The 23,021-nt window shown below is 53.1% G+C and carries 40 protein-coding genes; all 40 read left to right on the top strand.

The features are described 5' to 3' along the window. Positions 1 to 2 precede the first annotated feature (2 nt). Genes AC0L6V_RS07970 through AC0L6V_RS07775 form a run of 40 tightly spaced genes read left to right on the top strand, consistent with a single transcriptional unit; the run spans position 3 to position 22,961 of the window. Positions 3 to 329 carry an Ig-like domain-containing protein gene (locus AC0L6V_RS07970; protein ID WP_265219363.1) on the top strand — a complete coding sequence of 109 codons (327 nt, stop codon included), beginning with the start codon at positions 3 to 5 and terminating at the stop codon, positions 327 to 329. Continuing rightward, positions 316 to 642: an Ig-like domain-containing protein gene (locus AC0L6V_RS07965; protein WP_265219363.1), complete on the top strand. Its 327-nt coding sequence runs from the start codon at positions 316 to 318 to the stop codon at positions 640 to 642. The genes AC0L6V_RS07970 and AC0L6V_RS07965 overlap by 14 nt, the downstream gene beginning before the upstream one ends. Then, on the top strand, positions 629 to 955 hold the full coding sequence (locus AC0L6V_RS07960; protein ID WP_265219363.1) for an Ig-like domain-containing protein: 327 nt from the start codon (positions 629 to 631) through the stop codon (positions 953 to 955). Before AC0L6V_RS07965 ends, AC0L6V_RS07960 begins: the two co-directional genes overlap by 14 nt. Then, on the top strand, positions 942 to 1,268 hold the full coding sequence (locus AC0L6V_RS07955; protein ID WP_265219363.1) for an Ig-like domain-containing protein: 327 nt from the start codon (positions 942 to 944) through the stop codon (positions 1,266 to 1,268). Before AC0L6V_RS07960 ends, AC0L6V_RS07955 begins: the two co-directional genes overlap by 14 nt. Further along, positions 1,255 to 1,581 carry an Ig-like domain-containing protein gene (locus AC0L6V_RS07950; protein ID WP_265219363.1) on the top strand — a complete coding sequence of 109 codons (327 nt, stop codon included), beginning with the start codon at positions 1,255 to 1,257 and terminating at the stop codon, positions 1,579 to 1,581. The genes AC0L6V_RS07955 and AC0L6V_RS07950 overlap by 14 nt, the downstream gene beginning before the upstream one ends. Further along, positions 1,568 to 1,894 (top strand): Ig-like domain-containing protein, encoded by a 327-nt coding sequence (locus tag AC0L6V_RS07945; protein ID WP_265219363.1) that lies wholly within the window; start codon positions 1,568 to 1,570, stop codon positions 1,892 to 1,894. Before AC0L6V_RS07950 ends, AC0L6V_RS07945 begins: the two co-directional genes overlap by 14 nt. Then, the gene (locus tag AC0L6V_RS07940) at positions 1,881 to 2,519 is read left to right on the top strand and encodes an Ig-like domain-containing protein (protein WP_409419635.1); all 639 of its coding nucleotides are present in this window, start codon (positions 1,881 to 1,883) and stop codon (positions 2,517 to 2,519) included. The genes AC0L6V_RS07945 and AC0L6V_RS07940 overlap by 14 nt, the downstream gene beginning before the upstream one ends. Next, complete coding sequence (locus AC0L6V_RS07935; RefSeq protein WP_409419635.1) at positions 2,506 to 3,144, top strand: Ig-like domain-containing protein; 639 nt, start codon at positions 2,506 to 2,508, stop codon at positions 3,142 to 3,144. Before AC0L6V_RS07940 ends, AC0L6V_RS07935 begins: the two co-directional genes overlap by 14 nt. After that, positions 3,131 to 3,457 carry an Ig-like domain-containing protein gene (locus AC0L6V_RS07930; protein ID WP_265219363.1) on the top strand — a complete coding sequence of 109 codons (327 nt, stop codon included), beginning with the start codon at positions 3,131 to 3,133 and terminating at the stop codon, positions 3,455 to 3,457. Before AC0L6V_RS07935 ends, AC0L6V_RS07930 begins: the two co-directional genes overlap by 14 nt. Then, positions 3,444 to 3,770: an Ig-like domain-containing protein gene (locus AC0L6V_RS07925; protein WP_265219363.1), complete on the top strand. Its 327-nt coding sequence runs from the start codon at positions 3,444 to 3,446 to the stop codon at positions 3,768 to 3,770. Before AC0L6V_RS07930 ends, AC0L6V_RS07925 begins: the two co-directional genes overlap by 14 nt. Next, positions 3,757 to 4,083, top strand: a complete 327-nt coding sequence (locus tag AC0L6V_RS07920) for an Ig-like domain-containing protein (RefSeq protein WP_265219363.1) — start codon at positions 3,757 to 3,759, stop codon at positions 4,081 to 4,083. The genes AC0L6V_RS07925 and AC0L6V_RS07920 overlap by 14 nt, the downstream gene beginning before the upstream one ends. After that, the gene (locus AC0L6V_RS07915; RefSeq protein WP_265219363.1) at positions 4,070 to 4,396 is read left to right on the top strand and encodes an Ig-like domain-containing protein; all 327 of its coding nucleotides are present in this window, start codon (positions 4,070 to 4,072) and stop codon (positions 4,394 to 4,396) included. The genes AC0L6V_RS07920 and AC0L6V_RS07915 overlap by 14 nt, the downstream gene beginning before the upstream one ends. Beyond that, on the top strand, positions 4,383 to 4,709 hold the full coding sequence (locus tag AC0L6V_RS07910; protein ID WP_265219363.1) for an Ig-like domain-containing protein: 327 nt from the start codon (positions 4,383 to 4,385) through the stop codon (positions 4,707 to 4,709). Before AC0L6V_RS07915 ends, AC0L6V_RS07910 begins: the two co-directional genes overlap by 14 nt. Continuing rightward, positions 4,696 to 5,022 carry an Ig-like domain-containing protein gene (locus tag AC0L6V_RS07905; protein ID WP_265219363.1) on the top strand — a complete coding sequence of 109 codons (327 nt, stop codon included), beginning with the start codon at positions 4,696 to 4,698 and terminating at the stop codon, positions 5,020 to 5,022. The genes AC0L6V_RS07910 and AC0L6V_RS07905 overlap by 14 nt, the downstream gene beginning before the upstream one ends. Continuing rightward, positions 5,009 to 5,335, top strand: coding sequence for an Ig-like domain-containing protein (locus tag AC0L6V_RS07900; protein WP_265219363.1), 327 nt, complete (start codon positions 5,009 to 5,011; stop codon positions 5,333 to 5,335). The genes AC0L6V_RS07905 and AC0L6V_RS07900 overlap by 14 nt, the downstream gene beginning before the upstream one ends. Further along, on the top strand, positions 5,322 to 5,648 hold the full coding sequence (locus tag AC0L6V_RS07895) for an Ig-like domain-containing protein (RefSeq protein WP_265219363.1): 327 nt from the start codon (positions 5,322 to 5,324) through the stop codon (positions 5,646 to 5,648). The genes AC0L6V_RS07900 and AC0L6V_RS07895 overlap by 14 nt, the downstream gene beginning before the upstream one ends. Further along, on the top strand, positions 5,635 to 6,273 hold the full coding sequence (locus tag AC0L6V_RS07890; protein WP_418138900.1) for an Ig-like domain-containing protein: 639 nt from the start codon (positions 5,635 to 5,637) through the stop codon (positions 6,271 to 6,273). The genes AC0L6V_RS07895 and AC0L6V_RS07890 overlap by 14 nt, the downstream gene beginning before the upstream one ends. Beyond that, a complete protein-coding gene (locus AC0L6V_RS07885) occupies positions 6,260 to 6,586 on the top strand; it encodes an Ig-like domain-containing protein (RefSeq protein ID WP_265219363.1) in 327 nt (108 codons plus the stop codon). Before AC0L6V_RS07890 ends, AC0L6V_RS07885 begins: the two co-directional genes overlap by 14 nt. After that, positions 6,573 to 6,899, top strand: coding sequence for an Ig-like domain-containing protein (locus AC0L6V_RS07880; protein WP_265219363.1), 327 nt, complete (start codon positions 6,573 to 6,575; stop codon positions 6,897 to 6,899). The genes AC0L6V_RS07885 and AC0L6V_RS07880 overlap by 14 nt, the downstream gene beginning before the upstream one ends. Continuing rightward, positions 6,886 to 7,212, top strand: coding sequence for an Ig-like domain-containing protein (locus AC0L6V_RS07875; protein ID WP_265219363.1), 327 nt, complete (start codon positions 6,886 to 6,888; stop codon positions 7,210 to 7,212). The genes AC0L6V_RS07880 and AC0L6V_RS07875 overlap by 14 nt, the downstream gene beginning before the upstream one ends. Then, positions 7,199 to 7,837, top strand: a complete 639-nt coding sequence (locus AC0L6V_RS07870; protein WP_418138900.1) for an Ig-like domain-containing protein — start codon at positions 7,199 to 7,201, stop codon at positions 7,835 to 7,837. The genes AC0L6V_RS07875 and AC0L6V_RS07870 overlap by 14 nt, the downstream gene beginning before the upstream one ends. Next, positions 7,824 to 8,462, top strand: a complete 639-nt coding sequence (locus tag AC0L6V_RS07865) for an Ig-like domain-containing protein (RefSeq protein ID WP_418138900.1) — start codon at positions 7,824 to 7,826, stop codon at positions 8,460 to 8,462. The genes AC0L6V_RS07870 and AC0L6V_RS07865 overlap by 14 nt, the downstream gene beginning before the upstream one ends. After that, on the top strand, positions 8,449 to 8,775 hold the full coding sequence (locus tag AC0L6V_RS07860) for an Ig-like domain-containing protein (protein ID WP_265219363.1): 327 nt from the start codon (positions 8,449 to 8,451) through the stop codon (positions 8,773 to 8,775). Before AC0L6V_RS07865 ends, AC0L6V_RS07860 begins: the two co-directional genes overlap by 14 nt. Then, positions 8,762 to 9,088, top strand: a complete 327-nt coding sequence (locus AC0L6V_RS07855; RefSeq protein ID WP_265219363.1) for an Ig-like domain-containing protein — start codon at positions 8,762 to 8,764, stop codon at positions 9,086 to 9,088. The genes AC0L6V_RS07860 and AC0L6V_RS07855 overlap by 14 nt, the downstream gene beginning before the upstream one ends. Next, positions 9,075 to 9,401: an Ig-like domain-containing protein gene (locus tag AC0L6V_RS07850; RefSeq protein ID WP_265219363.1), complete on the top strand. Its 327-nt coding sequence runs from the start codon at positions 9,075 to 9,077 to the stop codon at positions 9,399 to 9,401. The genes AC0L6V_RS07855 and AC0L6V_RS07850 overlap by 14 nt, the downstream gene beginning before the upstream one ends. Continuing rightward, positions 9,388 to 9,714 (top strand): Ig-like domain-containing protein, encoded by a 327-nt coding sequence (locus AC0L6V_RS07845; protein WP_265219363.1) that lies wholly within the window; start codon positions 9,388 to 9,390, stop codon positions 9,712 to 9,714. The genes AC0L6V_RS07850 and AC0L6V_RS07845 overlap by 14 nt, the downstream gene beginning before the upstream one ends. Continuing rightward, positions 9,701 to 10,027 carry an Ig-like domain-containing protein gene (locus AC0L6V_RS07840; RefSeq protein WP_265219363.1) on the top strand — a complete coding sequence of 109 codons (327 nt, stop codon included), beginning with the start codon at positions 9,701 to 9,703 and terminating at the stop codon, positions 10,025 to 10,027. The genes AC0L6V_RS07845 and AC0L6V_RS07840 overlap by 14 nt, the downstream gene beginning before the upstream one ends. Next, on the top strand, positions 10,014 to 10,652 hold the full coding sequence (locus tag AC0L6V_RS07835; protein WP_409419635.1) for an Ig-like domain-containing protein: 639 nt from the start codon (positions 10,014 to 10,016) through the stop codon (positions 10,650 to 10,652). Before AC0L6V_RS07840 ends, AC0L6V_RS07835 begins: the two co-directional genes overlap by 14 nt. Beyond that, positions 10,639 to 10,965 carry an Ig-like domain-containing protein gene (locus AC0L6V_RS07830; RefSeq protein ID WP_265219363.1) on the top strand — a complete coding sequence of 109 codons (327 nt, stop codon included), beginning with the start codon at positions 10,639 to 10,641 and terminating at the stop codon, positions 10,963 to 10,965. Before AC0L6V_RS07835 ends, AC0L6V_RS07830 begins: the two co-directional genes overlap by 14 nt. Continuing rightward, a complete protein-coding gene (locus AC0L6V_RS07825; RefSeq protein ID WP_265219363.1) occupies positions 10,952 to 11,278 on the top strand; it encodes an Ig-like domain-containing protein in 327 nt (108 codons plus the stop codon). The genes AC0L6V_RS07830 and AC0L6V_RS07825 overlap by 14 nt, the downstream gene beginning before the upstream one ends. After that, on the top strand, positions 11,265 to 11,591 hold the full coding sequence (locus tag AC0L6V_RS07820) for an Ig-like domain-containing protein (RefSeq protein WP_265219363.1): 327 nt from the start codon (positions 11,265 to 11,267) through the stop codon (positions 11,589 to 11,591). Before AC0L6V_RS07825 ends, AC0L6V_RS07820 begins: the two co-directional genes overlap by 14 nt. Beyond that, positions 11,578 to 11,904, top strand: coding sequence for an Ig-like domain-containing protein (locus AC0L6V_RS07815; RefSeq protein WP_265219363.1), 327 nt, complete (start codon positions 11,578 to 11,580; stop codon positions 11,902 to 11,904). Before AC0L6V_RS07820 ends, AC0L6V_RS07815 begins: the two co-directional genes overlap by 14 nt. After that, complete coding sequence (locus AC0L6V_RS07810; protein WP_265219363.1) at positions 11,891 to 12,217, top strand: Ig-like domain-containing protein; 327 nt, start codon at positions 11,891 to 11,893, stop codon at positions 12,215 to 12,217. Before AC0L6V_RS07815 ends, AC0L6V_RS07810 begins: the two co-directional genes overlap by 14 nt. Beyond that, a complete protein-coding gene (locus tag AC0L6V_RS07805) occupies positions 12,204 to 13,466 on the top strand; it encodes an Ig-like domain-containing protein (RefSeq protein ID WP_409419637.1) in 1,263 nt (420 codons plus the stop codon). The genes AC0L6V_RS07810 and AC0L6V_RS07805 overlap by 14 nt, the downstream gene beginning before the upstream one ends. Continuing rightward, positions 13,453 to 14,091 (top strand): Ig-like domain-containing protein, encoded by a 639-nt coding sequence (locus AC0L6V_RS07800; protein WP_409419635.1) that lies wholly within the window; start codon positions 13,453 to 13,455, stop codon positions 14,089 to 14,091. The genes AC0L6V_RS07805 and AC0L6V_RS07800 overlap by 14 nt, the downstream gene beginning before the upstream one ends. Then, positions 14,078 to 14,404, top strand: a complete 327-nt coding sequence (locus tag AC0L6V_RS07795) for an Ig-like domain-containing protein (RefSeq protein WP_265219363.1) — start codon at positions 14,078 to 14,080, stop codon at positions 14,402 to 14,404. Before AC0L6V_RS07800 ends, AC0L6V_RS07795 begins: the two co-directional genes overlap by 14 nt. Next, positions 14,391 to 16,277, top strand: a complete 1,887-nt coding sequence (locus AC0L6V_RS07790; protein ID WP_409419636.1) for a beta strand repeat-containing protein — start codon at positions 14,391 to 14,393, stop codon at positions 16,275 to 16,277. Before AC0L6V_RS07795 ends, AC0L6V_RS07790 begins: the two co-directional genes overlap by 14 nt. Beyond that, entirely contained in the window at positions 16,264 to 16,902 is a 639-nt protein-coding gene (locus AC0L6V_RS07785) for an Ig-like domain-containing protein (protein ID WP_409419635.1), read from the top strand. The genes AC0L6V_RS07790 and AC0L6V_RS07785 overlap by 14 nt, the downstream gene beginning before the upstream one ends. Further along, positions 16,889 to 17,215, top strand: a complete 327-nt coding sequence (locus tag AC0L6V_RS07780; protein ID WP_265219363.1) for an Ig-like domain-containing protein — start codon at positions 16,889 to 16,891, stop codon at positions 17,213 to 17,215. The genes AC0L6V_RS07785 and AC0L6V_RS07780 overlap by 14 nt, the downstream gene beginning before the upstream one ends. Then, on the top strand, positions 17,202 to 22,961 hold the full coding sequence (locus AC0L6V_RS07775) for an Ig-like domain-containing protein (RefSeq protein ID WP_418138899.1): 5,760 nt from the start codon (positions 17,202 to 17,204) through the stop codon (positions 22,959 to 22,961). The genes AC0L6V_RS07780 and AC0L6V_RS07775 overlap by 14 nt, the downstream gene beginning before the upstream one ends. Positions 22,962 to 23,021: the final 60 nt, after the last annotated feature.

The following is a 23,021-nucleotide window of genomic DNA, read 5'->3' as shown; positions in this document are numbered from 1 at the left end:
TCGTGACGTCTTCTGATGCCGCGGGCAACACAGTCGATACAACAGGTTCTTCAACTCATACGGTTGACCTTGCCGCGACAGCGGGTACGGTGACAGTGAATGCGATCACATCTGATGACGTGATCAACGCGAGCGAAGCGGCTGGCACAGTGTCCGTGACAGGTACAGCAACAGGTGGCGACATCGCAGAAGGCGATACCGTGACCTTGGTGATCAACGGCAAGACTTACACAACCGCAGTGGATGAAAACGGCGAATGGTCTGTAGACGTAGCGGGTTCTGACCTTGCCGCGGATACGGCGTCTCGATGCGGTCGTGACGTCTTCTGATGCCGCGGGCAACACAGTCGATACAACAGGTTCTTCAACTCATACGGTTGACCTTGCCGCGACAGCGGGTACGGTGACAGTGAATGCGATCACATCTGATGACGTGATCAACGCGAGCGAAGCGGCTGGCACAGTGTCCGTGACAGGTACAGCAACAGGTGGCGACATCGCAGAAGGCGATACCGTGACCTTGGTGATCAACGGCAAGACTTACACAACCGCAGTGGATGAAAACGGCGAATGGTCTGTAGACGTAGCGGGTTCTGACCTTGCCGCGGATACGGCGTCTCGATGCGGTCGTGACGTCTTCTGATGCCGCGGGCAACACAGTCGATACAACAGGTTCTTCAACTCATACGGTTGACCTTGCCGCGACAGCGGGTACGGTGACAGTGAATGCGATCACATCTGATGACGTGATCAACGCGAGCGAAGCGGCTGGCACAGTGTCCGTGACAGGTACAGCAACAGGTGGCGACATCGCAGAAGGCGATACCGTGACCTTGGTGATCAACGGCAAGACTTACACAACCGCAGTGGATGAAAACGGCGAATGGTCTGTAGACGTAGCGGGTTCTGACCTTGCCGCGGATACGGCGTCTCGATGCGGTCGTGACGTCTTCTGATGCCGCGGGCAACACAGTCGATACAACAGGTTCTTCAACTCATACGGTTGACCTTGCCGCGACAGCGGGTACGGTGACAGTGAATGCGATCACATCTGATGACGTGATCAACGCGAGCGAAGCGGCTGGCACAGTGTCCGTGACAGGTACAGCAACAGGTGGCGACATCGCAGAAGGCGATACCGTGACCTTGGTGATCAACGGCAAGACTTACACAACCGCAGTGGATGAAAACGGCGAATGGTCTGTAGACGTAGCGGGTTCTGACCTTGCCGCGGATACGGCGTCTCGATGCGGTCGTGACGTCTTCTGATGCCGCGGGCAACACAGTCGATACAACAGGTTCTTCAACTCATACGGTTGACCTTGCCGCGACAGCGGGTACGGTGACAGTGAATGCGATCACATCTGATGACGTGATCAACGCGAGCGAAGCGGCTGGCACAGTGTCCGTGACAGGTACAGCAACAGGTGGCGACATCGCAGAAGGCGATACCGTGACCTTGGTGATCAACGGCAAGACTTACACAACCGCAGTGGATGAAAACGGCGAATGGTCTGTAGACGTAGCGGGTTCTGACCTTGCCGCGGATACGGCGTCTCGATGCGGTCGTGACGTCTTCTGATGCCGCGGGCAACACAGTCGATACAACAGGTTCTTCAACTCATACGGTTGACCTTGCCGCGACAGCGGGTACGGTGACAGTGAATGCGATCACATCTGATGACGTGATCAACGCGAGCGAAGCGGCTGGCACAGTGTCCGTGACAGGTACAGCAACAGGTGGCGACATCGCAGAAGGCGATACCGTGACCTTGGTGATCAACGGCAAGACTTACACAACCGCAGTGGATGAAAACGGCGAATGGTCTGTAGACGTAGCGGGTTCTGACCTTGCCGCGGATACGGCGTCTCGATGCGGTCGTGACGTCTTCTGATGCCGCGGGCAACACAGTCGATACAACAGGTTCTTCAACTCATACGGTTGACCTTGCCGCGACAGCGGGTACGGTGACAGTGAATGCGATCACATCTGATGACGTGATCAACGCGAGCGAAGCGGCTGGCACAGTGTCCGTGACAGGTACAGCAACAGGTGGCGACATCGCAGAAGGCGATACCGTGACCTTGGTGATCAACGGCAAGACTTACACAACCGCAGTGGATGAAAACGGCGAATGGTCTGTAGACGTAGCGGGTTCTGACCTTGCCGCGGATACGGCGTTCGATGCGGTCGTGACGTCTTCTGATGCCGCGGGCAACACAGTCGATACAACAGGTTCTTCAACTCATACGGTTGACCTTGCCGCGACAGCGGGTACGGTGACAGTGAATGCGATCACATCTGATGACGTGATCAACGCGAGCGAAGCGGCTGGCACAGTGTCCGTGACAGGTACAGCAACAGGTGGCGACATCGCAGAAGGCGATACCGTGACCTTGGTGATCAACGGCAAGACTTACACAACCGCAGTGGATGAAAACGGCGAATGGTCTGTAGACGTAGCGGGTTCTGACCTTGCCGCGGATACGGCGTCTCGATGCGGTCGTGACGTCTTCTGATGCCGCGGGCAACACAGTCGATACAACAGGTTCTTCAACTCATACGGTTGACCTTGCCGCGACAGCGGGTACGGTGACAGTGAATGCGATCACATCTGATGACGTGATCAACGCGAGCGAAGCGGCTGGCACAGTGTCCGTGACAGGTACAGCAACAGGTGGCGACATCGCAGAAGGCGATACCGTGACCTTGGTGATCAACGGCAAGACTTACACAACCGCAGTGGATGAAAACGGCGAATGGTCTGTAGACGTAGCGGGTTCTGACCTTGCCGCGGATACGGCGTTCGATGCGGTCGTGACGTCTTCTGATGCCGCGGGCAACACAGTCGATACAACAGGTTCTTCAACTCATACGGTTGACCTTGCCGCGACAGCGGGTACGGTGACAGTGAATGCGATCACATCTGATGACGTGATCAACGCGAGCGAAGCGGCTGGCACAGTGTCCGTGACAGGTACAGCAACAGGTGGCGACATCGCAGAAGGCGATACCGTGACCTTGGTGATCAACGGCAAGACTTACACAACCGCAGTGGATGAAAACGGCGAATGGTCTGTAGACGTAGCGGGTTCTGACCTTGCCGCGGATACGGCGTCTCGATGCGGTCGTGACGTCTTCTGATGCCGCGGGCAACACAGTCGATACAACAGGTTCTTCAACTCATACGGTTGACCTTGCCGCGACAGCGGGTACGGTGACAGTGAATGCGATCACATCTGATGACGTGATCAACGCGAGCGAAGCGGCTGGCACAGTGTCCGTGACAGGTACAGCAACAGGTGGCGACATCGCAGAAGGCGATACCGTGACCTTGGTGATCAACGGCAAGACTTACACAACCGCAGTGGATGAAAACGGCGAATGGTCTGTAGACGTAGCGGGTTCTGACCTTGCCGCGGATACGGCGTCTCGATGCGGTCGTGACGTCTTCTGATGCCGCGGGCAACACAGTCGATACAACAGGTTCTTCAACTCATACGGTTGACCTTGCCGCGACAGCGGGTACGGTGACAGTGAATGCGATCACATCTGATGACGTGATCAACGCGAGCGAAGCGGCTGGCACAGTGTCCGTGACAGGTACAGCAACAGGTGGCGACATCGCAGAAGGCGATACCGTGACCTTGGTGATCAACGGCAAGACTTACACAACCGCAGTGGATGAAAACGGCGAATGGTCTGTAGACGTAGCGGGTTCTGACCTTGCCGCGGATACGGCGTCTCGATGCGGTCGTGACGTCTTCTGATGCCGCGGGCAACACAGTCGATACAACAGGTTCTTCAACTCATACGGTTGACCTTGCCGCGACAGCGGGTACGGTGACAGTGAATGCGATCACATCTGATGACGTGATCAACGCGAGCGAAGCGGCTGGCACAGTGTCCGTGACAGGTACAGCAACAGGTGGCGACATCGCAGAAGGCGATACCGTGACCTTGGTGATCAACGGCAAGACTTACACAACCGCAGTGGATGAAAACGGCGAATGGTCTGTAGACGTAGCGGGTTCTGACCTTGCCGCGGATACGGCGTCTCGATGCGGTCGTGACGTCTTCTGATGCCGCGGGCAACACAGTCGATACAACAGGTTCTTCAACTCATACGGTTGACCTTGCCGCGACAGCGGGTACGGTGACAGTGAATGCGATCACATCTGATGACGTGATCAACGCGAGCGAAGCGGCTGGCACAGTGTCCGTGACAGGTACAGCAACAGGTGGCGACATCGCAGAAGGCGATACCGTGACCTTGGTGATCAACGGCAAGACTTACACAACCGCAGTGGATGAAAACGGCGAATGGTCTGTAGACGTAGCGGGTTCTGACCTTGCCGCGGATACGGCGTCTCGATGCGGTCGTGACGTCTTCTGATGCCGCGGGCAACACAGTCGATACAACAGGTTCTTCAACTCATACGGTTGACCTTGCCGCGACAGCGGGTACGGTGACAGTGAATGCGATCACATCTGATGACGTGATCAACGCGAGCGAAGCGGCTGGCACAGTGTCCGTGACAGGTACAGCAACAGGTGGCGACATCGCAGAAGGCGATACCGTGACCTTGGTGATCAACGGCAAGACTTACACAACCGCAGTGGATGAAAACGGCGAATGGTCTGTAGACGTAGCGGGTTCTGACCTTGCCGCGGATACGGCGTCTCGATGCGGTCGTGACGTCTTCTGATGCCGCGGGCAACACAGTCGATACAACAGGTTCTTCAACTCATACGGTTGACCTTGCCGCGACAGCGGGTACGGTGACAGTGAATGCGATCACATCTGATGACGTGATCAACGCGAGCGAAGCGGCTGGCACAGTGTCCGTGACAGGTACAGCAACAGGTGGCGACATCGCAGAAGGCGATACCGTGACCTTGGTGATCAACGGCAAGACTTACACAACCGCAGTGGATGAAAACGGCGAATGGTCTGTAGACGTAGCGGGTTCTGACCTTGCCGCGGATACGGCGTCTCGATGCGGTCGTGACGTCTTCTGATGCCGCGGGCAACACAGTCGATACAACAGGTTCTTCAACTCATACGGTTGACCTTGCCGCGACAGCGGGTACGGTGACAGTGAATGCGATCACATCTGATGACGTGATCAACGCGAGCGAAGCGGCTGGCACAGTGTCCGTGACAGGTACAGCAACAGGTGGCGACATCGCAGAAGGCGATACCGTGACCTTGGTGATCAACGGCAAGACTTACACAACCGCAGTGGATGAAAACGGCGAATGGTCTGTAGACGTAGCGGGTTCTGACCTTGCCGCGGATACGGCGTCTCGATGCGGTCGTGACGTCTTCTGATGCCGCGGGCAACACAGTCGATACAACAGGTTCTTCAACTCATACGGTTGACCTTGCCGCGACAGCGGGTACGGTGACAGTGAATGCGATCACATCTGATGACGTGATCAACGCGAGCGAAGCGGCTGGCACAGTGTCCGTGACAGGTACAGCAACAGGTGGCGACATCGCAGAAGGCGATACCGTGACCTTGGTGATCAACGGCAAGACTTACACAACCGCAGTGGATGAAAACGGCGAATGGTCTGTAGACGTAGCGGGTTCTGACCTTGCCGCGGATACGGCGTCTCGATGCGGTCGTGACGTCTTCTGATGCCGCGGGCAACACAGTCGATACAACAGGTTCTTCAACTCATACGGTTGACCTTGCCGCGACAGCGGGTACGGTGACAGTGAATGCGATCACATCTGATGACGTGATCAACGCGAGCGAAGCGGCTGGCACAGTGTCCGTGACAGGTACAGCAACAGGTGGCGACATCGCAGAAGGCGATACCGTGACCTTGGTGATCAACGGCAAGACTTACACAACCGCAGTGGATGAAAACGGCGAATGGTCTGTAGACGTAGCGGGTTCTGACCTTGCCGCGGATACGGCGTCCGATGCGGTCGTGACGTCTTCTGATGCCGCGGGCAACACAGTCGATACAACAGGTTCTTCAACTCATACGGTTGACCTTGCCGCGACAGCGGGTACGGTGACAGTGAATGCGATCACATCTGATGACGTGATCAACGCGAGCGAAGCGGCTGGCACAGTGTCCGTGACAGGTACAGCAACAGGTGGCGACATCGCAGAAGGCGATACCGTGACCTTGGTGATCAACGGCAAGACTTACACAACCGCAGTGGATGAAAACGGCGAATGGTCTGTAGACGTAGCGGGTTCTGACCTTGCCGCGGATACGGCGTCTCGATGCGGTCGTGACGTCTTCTGATGCCGCGGGCAACACAGTCGATACAACAGGTTCTTCAACTCATACGGTTGACCTTGCCGCGACAGCGGGTACGGTGACAGTGAATGCGATCACATCTGATGACGTGATCAACGCGAGCGAAGCGGCTGGCACAGTGTCCGTGACAGGTACAGCAACAGGTGGCGACATCGCAGAAGGCGATACCGTGACCTTGGTGATCAACGGCAAGACTTACACAACCGCAGTGGATGAAAACGGCGAATGGTCTGTAGACGTAGCGGGTTCTGACCTTGCCGCGGATACGGCGTCTCGATGCGGTCGTGACGTCTTCTGATGCCGCGGGCAACACAGTCGATACAACAGGTTCTTCAACTCATACGGTTGACCTTGCCGCGACAGCGGGTACGGTGACAGTGAATGCGATCACATCTGATGACGTGATCAACGCGAGCGAAGCGGCTGGCACAGTGTCCGTGACAGGTACAGCAACAGGTGGCGACATCGCAGAAGGCGATACCGTGACCTTGGTGATCAACGGCAAGACTTACACAACCGCAGTGGATGAAAACGGCGAATGGTCTGTAGACGTAGCGGGTTCTGACCTTGCCGCGGATACGGCGTCTCGATGCGGTCGTGACGTCTTCTGATGCCGCGGGCAACACAGTCGATACAACAGGTTCTTCAACTCATACGGTTGACCTTGCCGCGACAGCGGGTACGGTGACAGTGAATGCGATCACATCTGATGACGTGATCAACGCGAGCGAAGCGGCTGGCACAGTGTCCGTGACAGGTACAGCAACAGGTGGCGACATCGCAGAAGGCGATACCGTGACCTTGGTGATCAACGGCAAGACTTACACAACCGCAGTGGATGAAAACGGCGAATGGTCTGTAGACGTAGCGGGTTCTGACCTTGCCGCGGATACGGCGTCTCGATGCGGTCGTGACGTCTTCTGATGCCGCGGGCAACACAGTCGATACAACAGGTTCTTCAACTCATACGGTTGACCTTGCCGCGACAGCGGGTACGGTGACAGTGAATGCGATCACATCTGATGACGTGATCAACGCGAGCGAAGCGGCTGGCACAGTGTCCGTGACAGGTACAGCAACAGGTGGCGACATCGCAGAAGGCGATACCGTGACCTTGGTGATCAACGGCAAGACTTACACAACCGCAGTGGATGAAAACGGCGAATGGTCTGTAGACGTAGCGGGTTCTGACCTTGCCGCGGATACGGCGTCTGATGCGGTCGTGACGTCTTCTGATGCCGCGGGCAACACAGTCGATACAACAGGTTCTTCAACTCATACGGTTGACCTTGCCGCGACAGCGGGTACGGTGACAGTGAATGCGATCACATCTGATGACGTGATCAACGCGAGCGAAGCGGCTGGCACAGTGTCCGTGACAGGTACAGCAACAGGTGGCGACATCGCAGAAGGCGATACCGTGACCTTGGTGATCAACGGCAAGACTTACACAACCGCAGTGGATGAAAACGGCGAATGGTCTGTAGACGTAGCGGGTTCTGACCTTGCCGCGGATACGGCGTCTCGATGCGGTCGTGACGTCTTCTGATGCCGCGGGCAACACAGTCGATACAACAGGTTCTTCAACTCATACGGTTGACCTTGCCGCGACAGCGGGTACGGTGACAGTGAATGCGATCACATCTGATGACGTGATCAACGCGAGCGAAGCGGCTGGCACAGTGTCCGTGACAGGTACAGCAACAGGTGGCGACATCGCAGAAGGCGATACCGTGACCTTGGTGATCAACGGCAAGACTTACACAACCGCAGTGGATGAAAACGGCGAATGGTCTGTAGACGTAGCGGGTTCTGACCTTGCCGCGGATACGGCGTCTGATGCGGTCGTGACGTCTTCTGATGCCGCGGGCAACACAGTCGATACAACAGGTTCTTCAACTCATACGGTTGACCTTGCCGCGACAGCGGGTACGGTGACAGTGAATGCGATCACATCTGATGACGTGATCAACGCGAGCGAAGCGGCTGGCACAGTGTCCGTGACAGGTACAGCAACAGGTGGCGACATCGCAGAAGGCGATACCGTGACCTTGGTGATCAACGGCAAGACTTACACAACCGCAGTGGATGAAAACGGCGAATGGTCTGTAGACGTAGCGGGTTCTGACCTTGCCGCGGATACGGCGTCTCGATGCGGTCGTGACGTCTTCTGATGCCGCGGGCAACACAGTCGATACAACAGGTTCTTCAACTCATACGGTTGACCTTGCCGCGACAGCGGGTACGGTGACAGTGAATGCGATCACATCTGATGACGTGATCAACGCGAGCGAAGCGGCTGGCACAGTGTCCGTGACAGGTACAGCAACAGGTGGCGACATCGCAGAAGGCGATACCGTGACCTTGGTGATCAACGGCAAGACTTACACAACCGCAGTGGATGAAAACGGCGAATGGTCTGTAGACGTAGCGGGTTCTGACCTTGCCGCGGATACGGCGTCTCGATGCGGTCGTGACGTCTTCTGATGCCGCGGGCAACACAGTCGATACAACAGGTTCTTCAACTCATACGGTTGACCTTGCCGCGACAGCGGGTACGGTGACAGTGAATGCGATCACATCTGATGACGTGATCAACGCGAGCGAAGCGGCTGGCACAGTGTCCGTGACAGGTACAGCAACAGGTGGCGACATCGCAGAAGGCGATACCGTGACCTTGGTGATCAACGGCAAGACTTACACAACCGCAGTGGATGAAAACGGCGAATGGTCTGTAGACGTAGCGGGTTCTGACCTTGCCGCGGATACGGCGTCTCGATGCGGTCGTGACGTCTTCTGATGCCGCGGGCAACACAGTCGATACAACAGGTTCTTCAACTCATACGGTTGACCTTGCCGCGACAGCGGGTACGGTGACAGTGAATGCGATCACATCTGATGACGTGATCAACGCGAGCGAAGCGGCTGGCACAGTGTCCGTGACAGGTACAGCAACAGGTGGCGACATCGCAGAAGGCGATACCGTGACCTTGGTGATCAACGGCAAGACTTACACAACCGCAGTGGATGAAAACGGCGAATGGTCTGTAGACGTAGCGGGTTCTGACCTTGCCGCGGATACGGCGTCTCGATGCGGTCGTGACGTCTTCTGATGCCGCGGGCAACACAGTCGATACAACAGGTTCTTCAACTCATACGGTTGACCTTGCCGCGACAGCGGGTACGGTGACAGTGAATGCGATCACATCTGATGACGTGATCAACGCGAGCGAAGCGGCTGGCACAGTGTCCGTGACAGGTACAGCAACAGGTGGCGACATCGCAGAAGGCGATACCGTGACCTTGGTGATCAACGGCAAGACTTACACAACCGCAGTGGATGAAAACGGCGAATGGTCTGTAGACGTAGCGGGTTCTGACCTTGCCGCGGATACGGCGTCTCGATGCGGTCGTGACGTCTTCTGATGCCGCGGGCAACACAGTCGATACAACAGGTTCTTCAACTCATACGGTTGACCTTGCCGCGACAGCGGGTACGGTGACAGTGAATGCGATCACATCTGATGACGTGATCAACGCGAGCGAAGCGGCTGGCACAGTGTCCGTGACAGGTACAGCAACAGGTGGCGACATCGCAGAAGGCGATACCGTGACCTTGGTGATCAACGGCAAGACTTACACAACCGCAGTGGATGAAAACGGCGAATGGTCTGTAGACGTAGCGGGTTCTGACCTTGCCGCGGATACGGCGTCTCGATGCGGTCGTGACGTCTTCTGATGCCGCGGGCAACACAGTCGATACAACAGGTTCTTCAACTCATACGGTTGACCTTGCCGCGACAGCGGGTACGGTGACAGTGAATGCGATCACATCTGATGACGTGATCAACGCGAGCGAAGCGGCTGGCACAGTGTCCGTGACAGGTACAGCAACAGGTGGCGACATCGCAGAAGGCGATACCGTGACCTTGGTGATCAACGGCAAGACTTACACAACCGCAGTGGATGAAAACGGCGAATGGTCTGTAGACGTAGCGGGTTCTGACCTTGCCGCGGATACGGCGTTCGATGCGGTCGTGACGTCTTCTGATGCCGCGGGCAACACAGTCGATACAACAGGTTCTTCAACTCATACGGTTGACCTTGCCGCGACAGCGGGTACGGTGACAGTGAATGCGATCACATCTGATGACGTGATCAACGCGAGCGAAGCGGCTGGCACAGTGTCCGTGACAGGTACAGCAACAGGTGGCGACATCGCAGAAGGCGATACCGTGACCTTGGTGATCAACGGCAAGACTTACACAACCGCAGTGGATGAAAACGGCGAATGGTCTGTAGACGTAGCGGGTTCTGACCTTGCCGCGGATACGGCGTCTCGATGCGGTCGTGACGTCTTCTGATGCCGCGGGCAACACAGTCGATACAACAGGTTCTTCAACTCATACGGTTGACCTTGCCGCGACAGCGGGTACGGTGACAGTGAATGCGATCACATCTGATGACGTGATCAACGCGAGCGAAGCGGCTGGCACAGTGTCCGTGACAGGTACAGCAACAGGTGGCGACATCGCAGAAGGCGATACCGTGACCTTGGTGATCAACGGCAAGACTTACACAACCGCAGTGGATGAAAACGGCGAATGGTCTGTAGACGTAGCGGGTTCTGACCTTGCCGCGGATACGGCGTCTCGATGCGGTCGTGACGTCTTCTGATGCCGCGGGCAACACAGTCGATACAACAGGTTCTTCAACTCATACGGTTGACCTTGCCGCGACAGCGGGTACGGTGACAGTGAATGCGATCACATCTGATGACGTGATCAACGCGAGCGAAGCGGCTGGCACAGTGTCCGTGACAGGTACAGCAACAGGTGGCGACATCGCAGAAGGCGATACCGTGACCTTGGTGATCAACGGCAAGACTTACACAACCGCAGTGGATGAAAACGGCGAATGGTCTGTAGACGTAGCGGGTTCTGACCTTGCCGCGGATACGGCGTCTCGATGCGGTCGTGACGTCTTCTGATGCCGCGGGCAACACAGTCGATACAACAGGTTCTTCAACTCATACGGTTGACCTTGCCGCGACAGCGGGTACGGTGACAGTGAATGCGATCACATCTGATGACGTGATCAACGCGAGCGAAGCGGCTGGCACAGTGTCCGTGACAGGTACAGCAACAGGTGGCGACATCGCAGAAGGCGATACCGTGACCTTGGTGATCAACGGCAAGACTTACACAACCGCAGTGGATGAAAACGGCGAATGGTCTGTAGACGTAGCGGGTTCTGACCTTGCCGCGGATACGGCGTCTCGATGCGGTCGTGACGTCTTCTGATGCCGCGGGCAACACAGTCGATACAACAGGTTCTTCAACTCATACGGTTGACCTTGCCGCGACAGCGGGTACGGTGACAGTGAATGCGATCACATCTGATGACGTGATCAACGCGAGCGAAGCGGCTGGCACAGTGTCCGTGACAGGTACAGCAACAGGTGGCGACATCGCAGAAGGCGATACCGTGACCTTGGTGATCAACGGCAAGACTTACACAACCGCAGTGGATGAAAACGGCGAATGGTCTGTAGACGTAGCGGGTTCTGACCTTGCCGCGGATACGGCGTCTCGATGCGGTCGTGACGTCTTCTGATGCCGCGGGCAACACAGTCGATACAACAGGTTCTTCAACTCATACGGTTGACCTTGCCGCGACAGCGGGTACGGTGACAGTGAATGCGATCACATCTGATGACGTGATCAACGCGAGCGAAGCGGCTGGCACAGTGTCCGTGACAGGTACAGCAACAGGTGGCGACATCGCAGAAGGCGATACCGTGACCTTGGTGATCAACGGCAAGACTTACACAACCGCAGTGGATGAAAACGGCGAATGGTCTGTAGACGTAGCGGGTTCTGACCTTGCCGCGGATACGGCGTCTCGATGCGGTCGTGACGTCTTCTGATGCCGCGGGCAACACAGTCGATACAACAGGTTCTTCAACTCATACGGTTGACCTTGCCGCGACAGCGGGTACGGTGACAGTGAATGCGATCACATCTGATGACGTGATCAACGCGAGCGAAGCGGCTGGCACAGTGTCCGTGACAGGTACAGCAACAGGTGGCGACATCGCAGAAGGCGATACCGTGACCTTGGTGATCAACGGCAAGACTTACACAACCGCAGTGGATGAAAACGGCGAATGGTCTGTAGACGTAGCGGGTTCTGACCTTGCCGCGGATACGGCGTTCGATGCGGTCGTGACGTCTTCTGATGCCGCGGGCAACACAGTCGATACAACAGGTTCTTCAACTCATACGGTTGACCTTGCCGCGACAGCGGGTACGGTGACAGTGAATGCGATCACATCTGATGACGTGATCAACGCGAGCGAAGCGGCTGGCACAGTGTCCGTGACAGGTACAGCAACAGGTGGCGACATCGCAGAAGGCGATACCGTGACCTTGGTGATCAACGGCAAGACTTACACAACCGCAGTGGATGAAAACGGCGAATGGTCTGTAGACGTAGCGGGTTCTGACCTTGCCGCGGATACGGCGTTCGATGCGGTCGTGACGTCTTCTGATGCCGCGGGCAACACAGTCGATACAACAGGTTCTTCAACTCATACGGTTGACCTTGCCGCGACAGCGGGTACGGTGACAGTGAATGCGATCACATCTGATGACGTGATCAACGCGAGCGAAGCGGCTGGCACAGTGTCCGTGACAGGTACAGCAACAGGTGGCGACATCGCAGAAGGCGATACCGTGACCTTGGTGATCAACGGCAAGACTTACACAACCGCAGTGGATGAAAACGGCGAATGGTCTGTAGACGTAGCGGGTTCTGACCTTGCCGCGGATACGGCGTTCGATGCGGTCGTGACGTCTTCTGATGCCGCGGGCAACACAGTCGATACAACAGGTTCTTCAACTCATACGGTTGACCTTGCCGCGACAGCGGGTACGGTGACAGTGAATGCGATCACATCTGATGACGTGATCAACGCGAGCGAAGCGGCTGGCACAGTGTCCGTGACAGGTACAGCAACAGGTGGCGACATCGCAGAAGGCGATACCGTGACCTTGGTGATCAACGGCAAGACTTACACAACCGCAGTGGATGAAAACGGCGAATGGTCTGTAGACGTAGCGGGTTCTGACCTTGCCGCGGATACGGCGTCTCGATGCGGTCGTGACGTCTTCTGATGCCGCGGGCAACACAGTCGATACAACAGGTTCTTCAACTCATACGGTTGACCTTGCCGCGACAGCGGGTACGGTGACAGTGAATGCGATCACATCTGATGACGTGATCAACGCGAGCGAAGCGGCTGGCACAGTGTCCGTGACAGGTACAGCAACAGGTGGCGACATCGCAGAAGGCGATACCGTGACCTTGGTGATCAACGGCAAGACTTACACAACCGCAGTGGATGAAAACGGCGAATGGTCTGTAGACGTAGCGGGTTCTGACCTTGCCGCGGATACGGCGTTCGATGCGGTCGTGACGTCTTCTGATGCCGCGGGCAACACAGTCGATACAACAGGTTCTTCAACTCATACGGTTGACCTTGCCGCGACAGCGGGTACGGTGACAGTGAATGCGATCACATCTGATGACGTGATCAACGCGAGCGAAGCGGCTGGCACAGTGTCCGTGACAGGTACAGCAACAGGTGGCGACATCGCAGAAGGCGATACCGTGACCTTGGTGATCAACGGCAAGACTTACACAACCGCAGTGGATGAAAACGGCGAATGGTCTGTAGACGTAGCGGGTTCTGACCTTGCCGCGGATACGGCGTCTCGATGCGGTCGTGACGTCTTCTGATGCCGCGGGCAACACAGTCGATACAACAGGTTCTTCAACTCATACGGTTGACCTTGCCGCGACAGCGGGTACGGTGACAGTGAATGCGATCACATCTGATGACGTGATCAACGCGAGCGAAGCGGCTGGCACAGTGTCCGTGACAGGTACAGCAACAGGTGGCGACATCGCAGAAGGCGATACCGTGACCTTGGTGATCAACGGCAAGACTTACACAACCGCAGTGGATGAAAACGGCGAATGGTCTGTAGACGTAGCGGGTTCTGACCTTGCCGCGGATACGGCGTCTCGATGCGGTCGTGACGTCTTCTGATGCCGCGGGCAACACAGTCGATACAACAGGTTCTTCAACTCATACGGTTGACCTTGCCGCGACAGCGGGTACGGTGACAGTGAATGCGATCACATCTGATGACGTGATCAACGCGAGCGAAGCGGCTGGCACAGTGTCCGTGACAGGTACAGCAACAGGTGGCGACATCGCAGAAGGCGATACCGTGACCTTGGTGATCAACGGCAAGACTTACACAACCGCAGTGGATGAAAACGGCGAATGGTCTGTAGACGTAGCGGGTTCTGACCTTGCCGCGGATACGGCGTTCGATGCGGTCGTGACGTCTTCTGATGCCGCGGGCAACACAGTCGATACAACAGGTTCTTCAACTCATACGGTTGACCTTGCCGCGACAGCGGGTACGGTGACAGTGAATGCGATCACATCTGATGACGTGATCAACGCGAGCGAAGCGGCTGGCACAGTGTCCGTGACAGGTACAGCAACAGGTGGCGACATCGCAGAAGGCGATACCGTGACCTTGGTGATCAACGGCAAGACTTACACAACCGCAGTGGATGAAAACGGCGAATGGTCTGTAGACGTAGCGGGTTCTGACCTTGCCGCGGATACGGCGTTCGATGCGGTCGTGACGTCTTCTGATGCCGCGGGCAACACAGTCGATACAACAGGTTCTTCAACTCATACGGTTGACCTTGCCGCGACAGCGGGTACGGTGACAGTGAATGCGATCACATCTGATGACGTGATCAACGCGAGCGAAGCGGCTGGCACAGTGTCCGTGACAGGTACAGCAACAGGTGGCGACATCGCAGAAGGCGATACCGTGACCTTGGTGATCAACGGCAAGACTTACACAACCGCAGTGGATGAAAACGGCGAATGGTCTGTAGACGTAGCGGGTTCTGACCTTGCCGCGGATACGGCGTTCGATGCGGTCGTGACGTCTTCTGATGCCGCGGGCAACACAGTCGATACAACAGGTTCTTCAACTCATACGGTTGACCTTGCCGCGACAGCGGGTACGGTGACAGTGAATGCGATCACATCTGATGACGTGATCAACGCGAGCGAAGCGGCTGGCACAGTGTCCGTGACAGGTACAGCAACAGGTGGCGACATCGCAGAAGGCGATACCGTGACCTTGGTGATCAACGGCAAGACTTACACAACCGCAGTGGATGAAAACGGCGAATGGTCTGTAGACGTAGCGGGTTCTGACCTTGCCGCGGATACGGCGTTCGATGCGGTCGTGACGTCTTCTGATGCCGCGGGCAACACAGTCGATACAACAGGTTCTTCAACTCATACGGTTGACCTTGCCGCGACAGCGGGTACGGTGACAGTGAATGCGATCACATCTGATGACGTGATCAACGCGAGCGAAGCGGCTGGCACAGTGTCCGTGACAGGTACAGCAACAGGTGGCGACATCGCAGAAGGCGATACCGTGACCTTGGTGATCAACGGCAAGACTTACACAACCGCAGTGGATGAAAACGGCGAATGGTCTGTAGACGTAGCGGGTTCTGACCTTGCCGCGGATACGGCGTTCGATGCGGTCGTGACGTCTTCTGATGCCGCGGGCAACACAGTCGATACAACAGGTTCTTCAACTCATACGGTTGACCTTGCCGCGACAGCGGGTACGGTGACAGTGAATGCGATCACATCTGATGACGTGATCAACGCGAGCGAAGCGGCTGGCACAGTGTCCGTGACAGGTACAGCAACAGGTGGCGACATCGCAGAAGGCGATACCGTGACCTTGGTGATCAACGGCAAGACTTACACAACCGCAGTGGATGAAAACGGCGAATGGTCTGTAGACGTAGCGGGTTCTGACCTTGCCGCGGATACGGCGTCTCGATGCGGTCGTGACGTCTTCTGATGCCGCGGGCAACACAGTCGATACAACAGGTTCTTCAACTCATACGGTTGACCTTGCCGCGACAGCGGGTACGGTGACAGTGAATGCGATCACATCTGATGACGTGATCAACGCGAGCGAAGCGGCTGGCACAGTGTCCGTGACAGGTACAGCAACAGGTGGCGACATCGCAGAAGGCGATACCGTGACCTTGGTGATCAACGGCAAGACTTACACAACCGCAGTGGATGAAAACGGCGAATGGTCTGTAGACGTAGCGGGTTCTGACCTTGCCGCGGATACGGCGTTCGATGCGGTCGTGACGTCTTCTGATGCCGCGGGCAACACAGTCGATACAACAGGTTCTTCAACTCATACGGTTGACCTTGCCGCGACAGCGGGTACGGTGACAGTGAATGCGATCACATCTGATGACGTGATCAACGCGAGCGAAGCGGCTGGCACAGTGTCCGTGACAGGTACAGCAACAGGTGGCGACATCGCAGAAGGCGATACCGTGACCTTGGTGATCAACGGCAAGACTTACACAACCGCAGTGGATGAAAACGGCGAATGGTCTGTAGACGTAGCGGGTTCTGACCTTGCCGCGGATACGGCGTCTCGATGCGGTCGTGACGTCTTCTGATGCCGCGGGCAACACAGTCGATACAACAGGTTCTTCAACTCATACGGTTGACCTTGCCGCGACAGCGGGTACGGTGACAGTGAATGCGATCACATCTGATGACGTGATCAACGCGAGCGAAGCGGCTGGCACAGTGTCCGTGACAGGTACAGCAACAGGTGGCGACATCGCAGAAGGCGATACCGTGACCTTGGTGATCAACGGCAAGACTTACACAACCGCAGTGGATGAAAACGGCGAATGGTCTGTAGACGTAGCGGGTTCTGACCTTGCCGCGGATACGGCGTCTCGATGCGGTCGTGACGTCTTCTGATGCCGCGGGCAACACAGTCGATACAACAGGTTCTTCAACTCATACGGTTGACTTGAATGCTAATGCCAATATTGATATTGACAGAATTACCTCTGATAGTGTGATTAATAGCAGTGAATCCGCAGATGGTGTGATGGTTGGTATCACTGGTTGGGTCGGCGGGGATGCTAAGCCTGGTGATACGGTTACTATTACTTTGGATGGCGAGGTGATTGGATCCGGTATTGTTTCAAATGAGCAAAATGCCTCAGGTAAGTATACATACTCTGTTGATGTTTTAGGGTCCGACCTTGCTACTACAACGTTGGCTAATCCATTTGTGACGGCTACCGTGACAGGTACTGATGAGGCAGGTAATCCCTTCTCTGCAAGCAGTACAGAGATCTTTAAAGTTGATACATTTGCCGATGTTGATGTGTTTTTAGCTGAAAACAACAATGATGGCGTGGTTAATTTTGATGAGGCTGGTAATTTAACTGTTGGTGGTTGGTTAGAAGTTGGAGGAAATGTCACCTCTATCACTGTTACTGACAGTGAAGGTCAAATGGTTACTCTGACTGGTAATATTGTGGTTTCTGAGGATGGCAGTGGTTGGGCATATTTCGAAACTAATATTGATGTCTCAACACTTGCTGATGGTGAGTTAAGTGTGGTCGTTAATGTAACAGATGTTTATGGTAACGAAGGGGTTTCTAACCCTCAGTCGATTGTTAAGGATACAGTGGCTGATGCCGGTACGGTGACCGTGAATGCGATCACTTCTGACGATGTTATCAACGCGGAAGAAAGTGGCCAAACTATCACTGTGTCAGGTAAGGCCGTTGGTGGTGATATTTCCGTTGGAGATGTTGTCAAGATGACTATTAACGGCAAGGAATATTCTACGACGGTTGCTGTCGGTGGTTTATGGGCTCTTGCTGTTGCTGGCAGTGATTTGGCGGCTGATACCGAGTTCGAGGTTGTCGTGACGTCTTCTGATACGGCTGGTAATACCGTTGAGAGTAAAACAACGTCTACTCATGTCGTCGATACTACCGCGCCAGATTCACTTGTTATATCACTTAACACTGATAGTGGTAGTTCAGCGAATGACAATTTGACTAATGATGGCAGCTACACGATTACTGGTATCGAAAGTGGCGCTACGCTTGAATATTTTGTTGATGGAGAATGGATCACTACAGCACCAACCACAACAGAAGGTGTGAATACAGTTACTGTTCGTCAAGTTGATTCTGCAGGAAATACGTCTGAGAGTAGTACGTTAGAGTTTACTCTTGACACAGTTGCTGAGGTGGCTGGTGAAACAGTGTCTATGAATGAGGATTCTGCTGAGCCGATAGTCATTAATATTCTCGCAAATGATGAAAGTGGTGCCGTATTGGTTCCCGGCAGTGTCTCTTTTGACTCTGAAAAAGGGACTGTCACTGTCAATGAAGATGGCACACTACTCTTTACACCGGCTTCGGATTTCAGTGGTGAGGTAGAGATTGCGTATCAAGTTATAGATGAGGCTGGTAATACGGCTTCAGCGACGGCAACCGTCAACGTCACGCCAGTCACTGATGTGCCAACAGTTGAGTTGACGTTGGCGCCGACTACGACAACTACTTTGTATAGCGTAGATTTATCCAACGTGCTAGATGGAGTAGAAGATCCAGTTGGTAATCCAGCTGGTTTTACTGTGACTGCTTATAACAGCGACAATGATGTCGTTGCTATTTCCATTAAGGATTCAGGAACGCCTACTGGTTTCGGTGTGACGGGACAGGCTAGTAACGGGGCGGACTCAGAAATTGGTAAGCAAGAGAAGTTAGTCGTCGAGCTTGATAAGCCGGCTTCATCCGCAACATTCGAGTTGGCTTGGTTAAATAGTTATAATGAGACGGCTGTTTATACTGTCAAGTATAGTGATGGAACATCGGAGACTTTTACCATCGATGGTAATAGTGACGAAGGCGGTTATGATCGAATTGGTGCTCCTGTAACGGTGAACGCGCCAGAGGGTAAATCCATATTGGCAATCGAGTTTTCTACACCGACAACTGGGGATCGTGTTGCGACAAGTGATTACTTGCTTCATAGCGTTTCTTACGAGTCAGCTGTAACAAATTACATCGTAGACATTACGGCTGCTCCGACAGATACAGACCATTCTGAAAACATTACTGAGTTAACTGTGACAACGCCAGAAGGGACATCCTTGTCTGGAGCTGAAAAGTTGGGGACAGAGAATGGCATAACAACTTGGAAAATCTCGCTAAACAGTGGTGGATTTACAAATAATGTGGAGGTTGATCCTGAAACTGGTGTTGTTACGGTTAAAGGTTTAATACTGTCAGTTCCTGACAACTTTGATGGTGAGTTGTCAGTAACTGCGACAGCTACAGCAGTAGATCCAGGTGCTGCTGCCGTTTCCGGTAGTGCAACTTGGGAAAATTCTGCCCCTGAGCTAGCGTTTGCGGATGGTTCTGATTCTGTGGTCATTTCCGAAGAAGATTTGCTTGATAGCGATTCTGCAGCGGCGAATGGTGTCTCAGTGACTGGGACATTTAGTATAAGTGATGCAGAAGGTCAGAATTTGGCGTTATCACTTGTTGCTCCAGCTGAGGTCATGACATCAGGTGGTGTAACCTTGGTTTGGACAACCGACAGCAGTGGCAATTTGGTCGCCAAAGCGGGTGAGACTGAAATTATTCGTGTGGCGCTTACAGACACAGATGGTCAGCATGGTTATGTGGTTACTTTAAGTGGTCCTGTGGATCATGGTGATACTACATTGGGGGATGCGGTCACTGTTGACTTTGGTATTGCAGTCAATGATGGTCTTGTGACAACGACTGAGTATGTCTCTGTTTCGATTGAAGATTCTGCGCCTGTTGCCGTGAATGACGAAGATAGTATTATTGTTCGTCGAGAAACCTTTGAGGTTACTGGAATAGAGGCAAACTGGGTAAGCTATCAAAATGGTTCTGATATTCGTAAGTTTGATAGCGATGACAATGACGATGGTTTGGATCAGATTCGTTGGGGTAGTCCGGCAGGTTCAGGCTCTCAATCGGGTTATGGTTTTGTAGATAATGATGCGAACCTCGATGGCCGTTTTGAGTTAAATGAAGATATCGTGCTTGGTACATTTACTCACTACAATTACCCTGTTTATGACGGTGGTGCTATCACAGCAGCTTCTATGGAAGTCGCTTTCTCTATCACCGATGACACTGGTGCGACTCAATCAGTCACACTAAAAGTAGACTTTGATCATAATGAGACCGTTAACTCAAGCGATGCTTTAGCTTCACGAGATATTGTTACGGTTAAAAATACTTTTGTGACATTTGAATGGGAAGGTGAGGTTTATACTTTACAGGTTGTTGGTTTTAGAGAAGTCGGTAATTCAGATGGCGATATAATTACTTCTATTTACACGGATGAAAATGCATCGACTAGTTACGAATTGGTTGTTCGAGTTGTTGAAGGTGAAGGGTATAGCCTTCCCGAAACAACAGGTAATGTGCTTGAGGGCGATGATGGTGTCGGGGCTGATGTACTCAGTCAAGATGGCGATATTTCTGTTGTCAGTGTGGCTCTTGGGGGGCTCGTTACTGAGTCTGATGCGAATGTTGGTTCTAGCATTCAGGGGCAATATGGTAATTTAGTGCTTAATGCAGACGGCAGTTACACGTATCAAGTAACGGTTTCTGTAGACAAAATTCCAGCTGGCGCGCAAGAAACATTCTCTTACATGATCCAAGACTCAGATGGTAGTACATCATCTGCGACTTTATCTATCAACGTCGGAACGAACACGGCTCCCGTTGCTCAGAATGACCTGTTTGCTGGTGAAACTGCGCAAGGATTAGTGATAAGTGTAGAAAGTTTACTTTCGAACGATACAGATGTAGATGGCGATACTTTAACTGTGACGAGTATTAGTAATGTTCAGAATGGGTATGCATACCTGAATTCTGACGGGAATGTTGTCTTTACGCCGGCATCAGGCTTTTCTGGAACTGCTTCGTTTGACTATACGGTTTCAGATGGCAATGGCGGTACAGATACTGCGACGGCAACCATCAATATAGTGGCAGATGAAGAGGGGCAGGCTAGTGTTACCGTGACTCTTAATCGAGTTGAACCTCAAGTTACCAGTGATATCTGGCAGGGATTTGAGGAAGGTCATACTTTTGATATTCAAAAATATGACTGGCATGATTGGTATAATGTAGGAGGTAATGACTACAAAAATACAGGTGATACAAGAGTTCAGTTTACGGACATAAATGGTTCAAGTGATGTATTACTTAAAGGAAGCACTTGGTCTAATTCAACTATTACAACCAATCAAGGTGATGATTTTATTCAGATCACTGGCAATTCGAGTGCTGTAATCTCAACGGGTGATGGCAATGATAGTGTTGCTCTAGGTTCTTCTACTAACAGTGGGTCTTCTATTTCTCTTGGATCAGGTAATGATTCTTTGTATGTAAATGGTAACTTAACTGGTAGTGTAGATATGGGAAGCGGTAAAGATAAGATTCTGATTGAAGGGAATCAAAATGGAAGCGGTACGATTACTACTGGCTCTGGTGATGACACTGTTGTTGTCCGTGGTGATGCAAATGCGACCATTTCGACAGGTTCTGATAACGACACAGTTTACGTAGCTAAGACTCTTAATAGTGGCGCTAATATAAATACTGGAAGTGGTAATGATAAGGTATTTGTAGGTGGCAATGTTAATTCAACTATTGATATGAGTGATGGCGATGATGTCCTTATTATAAAAGGTGTAGTAAATGGGACATTAAAAGGTGGACTTGGTACAGATTCATTGTATTTGTCGGAATATACCATTGCACAGGTTCGATCTCTGATTAATAACGGTAGAATATCAGGCTTCGAAAATATTAAGGCAAGTGATGGGATAGTACAGGGAAGTGACTTTTCGGTTTCTTCTTCAGATCCTTTTGTTACATCCTCTTCTGCCGTTTATTACACCGTGTCTATTGATGTGTCTAATTTGGCGAGCGATGAAACTTTATCGAGTGTTGTCATCGATGGCGTTCCAACAGGGGCCAAATTGCAACAGAATGGCGTGGATCTCGATATAAATGATGATGGAACCTATACCGTTTCTGTTGATAGTGGTGTTACTTCAATAGACAACCTAACAATTGTTAGTAGCTCTGATTCTCCGCTTGATGATTTTGAACTTACGGCATCTATTAATACCAATGGTGTAAATGATGATTTGATTGGTACCACAGATGAATCTGTTATTGTTGGCGGTTCCGGTGATGATTTCTTGTCTGGTACTACTGGGGAAGATTCATTATTGGGTAACTCTGGCGATGATGTGTTGTTTGGTGGTAATGATCAAGTTTCAGATACCCTGATGGGAGGCTCTGGTAACGATATCTTTATATTGAATGACACAGCAGATGTGTCAAATATCGATATTATTACCGATTTTAACGCGGCTGAGGACGCATTAGATTTAACTGATCTGTTAACAGGAATAGAAGGAAACCCTGGTAAAGATGCTGATGCCGATGCGATTACCAAGTTCTTAACAGATAACGTTAAGGTAACAGATGGACATGTTAAAGTTGGGGGCGAGGATGTGGCTGAATTTGGTTCTGCTTCTAGTTTCGATTCTAACTTGGATGGTTCGGTGTCATCGACTGATTCGATCAAAGTTATCTACAATGACCAAGAGTACAACATCAATATTGATGGTTAATCTGAGTCTGAAAAGACGAAAATAAAAAAGGCCGAATCGTTATGCGATTCGGCCTTTTCG

The sequence above is a fragment of the Marinomonas sp. G8-14 genome, from assembly GCF_055808935.1.
Note: the sequence above shows the minus strand (reverse complement) of the source record. Positions and strands in the feature narration are given on the sequence as shown.